Annotated in this window: 1 rRNA gene; it reads left to right on the top strand. The window is 48.6% G+C overall.

The features are described from left to right. A 23S ribosomal RNA gene (locus ABT053_RS43350) occupies positions 1–1,215 on the top strand; the annotation flags it as partial.

Raw genomic sequence — 1,215 nt, 5'->3', positions numbered from 1 at the left:
AAGACGCACTGGAGGCCCGAACCAGGACACGTTGAAAAGTGTTTGGATGACTTGTGGATAGCGGAGAAATTCCAAACGAACTGGGAGATAGCTGGTTCTCTCCGAAATAGCTTTAGGGCTAGCGTCGAAATGTAAGTGTATTGGAGGTAGAGCACTGTTTGGGTGAGGGGTCCGTCTAGGATTACCAATCTCAGATAAACTCCGAATGCTAATACACATGTTCGGCAGTCAGACTGCGAGTGCTAAGATCCGTAGTCGAAAGGGAAACAGCCCAGACCAACAGCTAAGGTCCCAAAATATATGTTAAGTGGAAAAGGATGTGGGGTTGCACAGACAACTAGGATGTTAGCTCAGAAGCAGCTATCATTCAAAGAGTGCGTAATAGCTCACTAGTCGAGTGACCCTGCGCCGAAAATGTACCGGGGCTAAACATATTACCGAAGCTTTGGATTGATATTTTATCAATGGTAGGAGAGCGTTCTTAACCGCGATGAAGGTATACCGTGAGGAGTGCTGGAGCGTTAAGAAGTGAGAATGCCGGTATGAGTAGCGCAAGATAAGTGAGAATCTTATCCACCGTAAGACTAAGGTTTCCAGGGGAAGGCTCGTCCGCCCTGGGTTAGTCGGGACCTAAGGCGAGGCCGAAAGGCGTAGTCGATGGACAACTGGTTGATATTCCAGTACTAGATATGATCGTGATGGAGGGACGCAGTAGGCTAAGAGATGCCAGTTAATGGATTCTGGTCTAAGCAGTGAGGTGTGAGATGTGTCAAATGCATTTCTCTTTAACATTGAGCTGTGATGGGGAAGCAACTACGGTTGCGAACTCTCTGATGTCACACTGCCAAGAAAAGCTTCTAGCGTAAAGTCATATCTACCCGTACCGCAAACCGACACAGGTAGTCGAGGCGAGTAGCCTCAGGTGATCGAGAGAACTCTCGTTAAGGAACTCGGCAAAATAGCCCCGTAACTTCGGGAGAAGGGGTGCTGGTGTAAAAGCCAGCCGCAGTGAATAGGCCCAAGCAACTGTTTATCAAAAACACAGCTCTCTGCTAAACCGCAAGGTGATGTATAGGGGGTGACGCCTGCCCGGTGCTGGAAGGTTAAGAGGAGTGCTTAGACGTAAGTCGAAGGTATGAATTGAAGCCCCAGTAAACGGCGGCCGTAACTATAACGGTCCTAAGGTAGCGAAATTCCTTGTCGGGTAAGTTCCGA

The organism is Streptosporangium sp. NPDC002524, assembly GCF_040295985.1.
In the GTDB taxonomy this organism is placed as follows: Bacteria; Actinomycetota; Actinomycetes; order Streptosporangiales; family Streptosporangiaceae; genus Streptosporangium.
The sequence above is the reverse complement of the archived record's forward strand: the minus strand, read 5'-3'. Positions and strand labels throughout refer to the sequence as shown.